General features: G+C 63.5%; 5 protein-coding genes. All 5 read left to right on the top strand.

What is annotated here, in order from left to right; translation table 11 throughout:
- The first annotated feature begins 795 nt into the window (after positions 1–795).
- Entirely contained in the window at positions 796–1,221 is a 426-nt protein-coding gene (locus tag Q0K07_RS12850) for a hypothetical protein (RefSeq protein ID WP_294559760.1), read from the top strand.
- Positions 1,222–1,228: 7 nt separating this feature from the next.
- Positions 1,229–1,702: a YbaK/EbsC family protein gene (locus Q0K07_RS12845; RefSeq protein ID WP_294559759.1), complete on the top strand. Its 474-nt coding sequence runs from the start codon at positions 1,229–1,231 to the stop codon at positions 1,700–1,702.
- A 75-nt stretch (positions 1,703–1,777) separates the two neighbouring features.
- Positions 1,778–2,194: a hypothetical protein gene (locus Q0K07_RS12840; RefSeq protein ID WP_294559758.1), complete on the top strand. Its 417-nt coding sequence runs from the start codon at positions 1,778–1,780 to the stop codon at positions 2,192–2,194.
- 80 nt (positions 2,195–2,274) lie between these two features.
- Positions 2,275–3,888 (top strand): protein translocase subunit SecD, encoded by a 1,614-nt coding sequence (gene secD / locus Q0K07_RS12835; protein WP_294559757.1) that lies wholly within the window; start codon positions 2,275–2,277, stop codon positions 3,886–3,888.
- Positions 3,889–4,058: 170 nt separating this feature from the next.
- Positions 4,059–4,457: a MucR family transcriptional regulator gene (locus tag Q0K07_RS12830; RefSeq protein ID WP_294559756.1), complete on the top strand. Its 399-nt coding sequence runs from the start codon at positions 4,059–4,061 to the stop codon at positions 4,455–4,457.
- Positions 4,458–4,583: the final 126 nt, after the last annotated feature.

Here is a 4,583-nt window from a genome sequence, read left to right as displayed (position 1 = left end):
CCTGCGCGCCCCGGGAGGCCCCGCCAGGGGGCCCCGCAGGGCCGCGGGCACGGCAGGGGAGTGGTGCCCGTCCTTTTCACCGCCTGCGCCATGCCCCGCGGGCCCCCTGAACACGCCTTCCTGCCCATCCTGAACACCTCTTCCCCCCTAAAAAGGCCGGAAGGCTCACCACAGCCCCTTTTTCCGCGGAAAGGGAGACCTCAACGCCCCCAAGCGGGCCGAAAACACCCGAAAAGCCCCCCTCAGAAGCCCCGCGGCCCCTGCGCACGCCCTGAGCCCCGCGCGGAAGAGCAACAGCGCCCCTGCGCCTGTAAAGCCCCACCGGCACAGCCGAAGAGGCGGAAAAGGCAGGCCCCCTGCGTGCCCCGGAGCCCGACGACAGGGACGGCGCAACACGCCCGAACCCCTGTGAAACGGCCTTTTTCCCGCAAAAAGCCCCGTAAAGCCCCACCGGGAAGCAAAAAACGCCCCTGTGCGCCCCGGGAGGCCCACCACCGGCACCCCCGCAGGCCCGGGGACTCATCGGTGGAAAGGTGACGTTCCTTTTCACCGCCTGCGCCATGCCCCGCAGGCCCCCTGAGGGTGCGGGACGCACGGACTCTCTGCGAAAAAGCCCCCGCACAAGGCCCGCGCCGCGGGGAAAAGCGGCCTTTTTGCGCGCTGCGGCACATTTTTCCTTTGACATCCTGCCCGGAAGAGGCAAGATGCGGCCATCCGGCGGCAGCGCCGGGCGCGTCCGGGCCGCCTTCGGGCTTCCGGGCGCTGCACCTTCCGGACCCACAAGAGGGAGAATACATGGCATTTACAAAGAAAGGCGCGGGCAGGCGCGCGGCGGAGCTTTTCGCGGCCTCCGACCCGGGGAAGAAACAGCACAGCAACATTGTTCTGCGCATCATGCGCGGGGAACTTACCCTCACCGTCACCTTCTGGATATGCTGCATCTCCATTCCTCTGGTGGGGCATCTTCTGTTCAGCCGCGTGCTTTTTCCCATCATGGACGTGCACACCTGGTACGGTTCCTCCACCTTCATCATCTGGGCGGCGCTTTCGGTGCTGTATGCGGCCGTGGTCTGCACCGGCCTGTGGCGCAGCCGGAAGAACTATACGGGCAGCCGGACCATTGCGGAACTGGCCGGGCTTTTTGCCGTGGCCGGGGCGGCGGGCGCCGTGGCCTACGCCGTCATGATACTCACCTCCTGGCACATGCTGCTCAACCTGTGAGGATACCATGTCCATAGAACGCGCAAAGAAACATCTCGCGGCCTGGGGCCGGGACAAGGATGTCGTGGAACACGACCATTCCAGCGCCACGGTGGAACTTGCCGCCGAGGCTCTGGGCACGGAACCCTGCCGCATAGCCAAGACCCTTTCCTTTCTCAACGGCGAACGCACCATACTGCTCGTTGCCGCGGGCGACGCCCGTGTGGACAGTTCGGCCTTCAAGAAGCGTTTCGGCGTGAAGAAGGTGAAAATGGTGCCTGCGGAGGAAGTGGAGGCGCGCACCGGTCACGCGGTGGGCGGCGTCTGCCCCTTCGGCGTGCCGGAAGGCGTGGATGTGTACCTCGATGAATCCCTGCGCCGCTTTGCCACCGTTCATCCGGCCTGCGGCAGTTCCACAAGCAGCATCGAACTCACGCCCGAAGAGCTTGAAGAGTATTCCGGCGCCCTCGACTGGGTGGACGTGTGCAAGGATTGGCGCTGATTTCTTCTTTTTCAGGACACGCCCCCTTGACAAAGTGGGCGAACAGGTCATAGTCAAGCTGTCGAAGGCTAAAACATGATGAACAGCGCAACCGCCAGAGTTTCGTTCGCCGTCAGGATTCTGCTCCTGATGGTCTGTTGCGCCCTTCTCATGCCCGCGCATGCTCCGGCCGGTGAAAAGAACCACGAGCTGGAAAGCTTCCGCGTAGCCTCTCTCACGCTGGCCATCAGCGGCATCAGCAATCCCGTTTCCCAGCTCAAGACCTTTTCCGATACGGAAGGGACTTCTCTCCGTTCTCCCGGCAAACGCCAGCAGAACGCCTTTTCCGACCCGGACGACGCCGATTCCCCGGCCATTCTTCCGTCCGTGCCTCCGCTGCCCGAGTTCTTCCTGTGCGCGCAGGAATGCTTTGCGGCACGCACCTTCCCGCCCGAGTCTCACGGGCTCATTCACTGGTATTCTCTCGCTCCGCCTGCCTCCCAGAACGCCTGATTCCGGTTTCTGCACCTGCGCCGCATCATTGTTGCGGCTGCACGGCCTGTTTCCACACGTCCGTTCTGTGAGGTTTTCTCATGCGTTCCCTGCGCTGGCGCTGTTGCGTCACGTTGCTGGCGGCCTTTCTCTGTGTCGCCTGCATCTCCGTCAATTTTCTTCCTTCACTTCCCTCCTGGGCGGCCTGGCTGCCCTCGCCCATTCATCTCGGGCTTGACCTCAGGGGAGGCATTCATCTCACGCTCGGCGCAGATGTCGATCAGGCCGTTTCCCAATCTTTGTCCCTTCTGGGGCAGGATATCCGTTCCAGCGCCAACGATGCGGGAATAAGGACCCGCCTCCTCCGTCATGCCGATGGTCGAACGCTGGAATTCGTGCCGCTCAAACACGAGGGAATCGAACCACTCTCCAACCTGCTGCGCGACCGATTCGGACAGATGGCGGTCGGGTCCGTCATCTCGTCCGGATCCGGGGAAAAACTCCTCGTCTCCTTTCGCCCCGAATGGGAAAAACAGCTCCGCGAACGCATCATGGACCAGACCGTCCGCACGCTTCGCGGCCGTATCGACGCCTTCGGCGTGGCGGAACCCGACATCCGCCTCCAGGGCGACGATCAGATTCAGATTCAGCTGCCCGGTGTGACCGATACCGCGCGAGCGCTTCAGCTCATCGGCCGCACGGCACAGCTCACCTTCCACCGCGTCCGCCACGACGCCGCTCCGGGCGCCGTCATGCCCCCGGGCACGGCGTGGTATCCGCTGGCCACGGGCACGCTTTCGCGGCGCGCCTCTGCCGAGGACTTTTCCGGCGGCCTTGTTCTCGACCGGGCCCCCCTGCTTTCCGGTCAGGACATCGTCGACGCCCGCCCCGCTTTCGACGAACGCAATCAGCCATGCGTTTCCCTTCAGTTCAGCGCACGGGGCGCGGAACAGTTCGAGCGCATCACAGGAGAGCTCATTCATCAGCAGTTCGCCATCGTACTCGACGGCGTGGTGCAGAGCGCGCCCGTGATCCAGCAGAAAATCAGCGGCGGCAAGGCAAGCATCACCGGTTCCTTCACCACCGAAGAGGCGCAGGATCTGGCCGTGGTCCTGCGTTCCGGTTCCCTGCCCGCCAAGGTTTCCGTACTTGAGGAACGCACCGTGGGCCCCTCTCTGGGGGCGGATTCCATCCGCGCGGGGCTGGTGGCCGGCGCCGTGGGTTCCCTCGGCGTCATGCTGGTCATGCAGCTCACCTACGGCCTTTCCGGCCTTCTGGCAAACTTCATGCTGGTATTCACCATAAGCCTGCTCTTTGCGGGACTCGGCCTTTTCGGCGCCACGCTCACCCTGCCCGGCATTGCAGGCGTGGTGCTCACCATAGGCATGTCGGTGGATGCCAACGTGCTCATCTTTGAACGCATACGCGAGGAAATAGGCCGGGGGCTCTCCACACCCCGGGCCATAGACGCAGGCTTCAAGGAGGCGCAAAGCTCCATTCTCGATTCCAACCTCACCACGCTGCTCACCGCCGCCGTGCTCTATCAGTTCGGCACCGGGCCGGTGCGGGGCTTTGCCGTCACTCTGGCCCTCGGCATACTGGCATCCATGTTCACGGCCATCTTCGTTTCCCGCCTGCTGTTCGATATCTGGATAAGGAAGAACAACGCTGCAAGGTGCGGCCTTTCTCCCCATATTGCCGGGGCCGCCCGATAGGCCCCGCAACCGTGCCTTCGGGAAACGGCACGGACAGCACTGGACAAGGGCGGCCCGGGATTCTCTCCACCGGGTCGCCCGCACGACATCCGCAATACCGGCCACCGGGAGACCGGGCCACAGACAACAACATATCGGCGGCGCACGCCGCACCCCTCGGAGGAAATCCTATGGATGATTACCTGAAGCAGGCAATCGAACTTGTGAAGGCCCAGTCTTCCGTGCGCATCATGCAGGAAGAAGAAATCGTTGCCATGATACGCGCCCTCTCCGTAAGCCTGAAGAACCTCGGTGAAGGCGAAACGGAAGCCGAAGAGGAGGACGCCCCCTCCCCCGCCCGCTCCATCAGAGAAAAGAGCATCACCTGCCTGGAATGCGGCAAGTCCTTCAAGCTCATCACCCGCAAGCACCTTGCTCAGCACGGCCTGGACGCCGACGCCTACCGCAGAAAGTGGGGCCTCAAGAGCGGCGTGCCCCTGGTGTGCAAGAGCATTCAGCGCGTGCGCCGCAAGAAGATGAAGGACATGAAGCTGTGGGAAAAGCGCCACGCTCCCCGCGTTGAAGCCTAGCCGGATTCCGGGAACCTCCCCGGCAAAGCCCGTTTTCCAAAAAAAAAAGCCCCGTTCCGCGGGGCTTTTTTCTGCCCTGCCGCCCATACGCGCCCCCCTCTTTCTGCACGAAGAAGAAGGCGGCCC

Source organism: uncultured Mailhella sp. (genome assembly GCF_944324615.1).
Taxonomy (GTDB): Bacteria; Desulfobacterota; Desulfovibrionia; order Desulfovibrionales; family Desulfovibrionaceae; genus Mailhella.
The sequence above is the reverse complement of the archived record's forward strand: the minus strand, read 5'-3'. Positions and strand labels throughout refer to the sequence as shown.

Excerpts from the sequence above, each read along its gene's own strand:
- Q0K07_RS12830 (WP_294559756.1), top strand. The coding sequence starts at position 4,059 with ATGGATGATTACCTGAAGCAGGCAATCGAACTTGTGAAGGCCCAGTCT.
- Q0K07_RS12850 (WP_294559760.1), top strand. The coding sequence starts at position 796 with ATGGCATTTACAAAGAAAGGCGCGGGCAGGCGCGCGGCGGAGCTTTTC.
- Q0K07_RS12845 (WP_294559759.1), top strand. The coding sequence starts at position 1,229 with ATGTCCATAGAACGCGCAAAGAAACATCTCGCGGCCTGGGGCCGGGAC.
- secD (WP_294559757.1), top strand. The coding sequence starts at position 2,275 with ATGCGTTCCCTGCGCTGGCGCTGTTGCGTCACGTTGCTGGCGGCCTTT.
- Q0K07_RS12840 (WP_294559758.1), top strand. The coding sequence starts at position 1,778 with ATGATGAACAGCGCAACCGCCAGAGTTTCGTTCGCCGTCAGGATTCTG.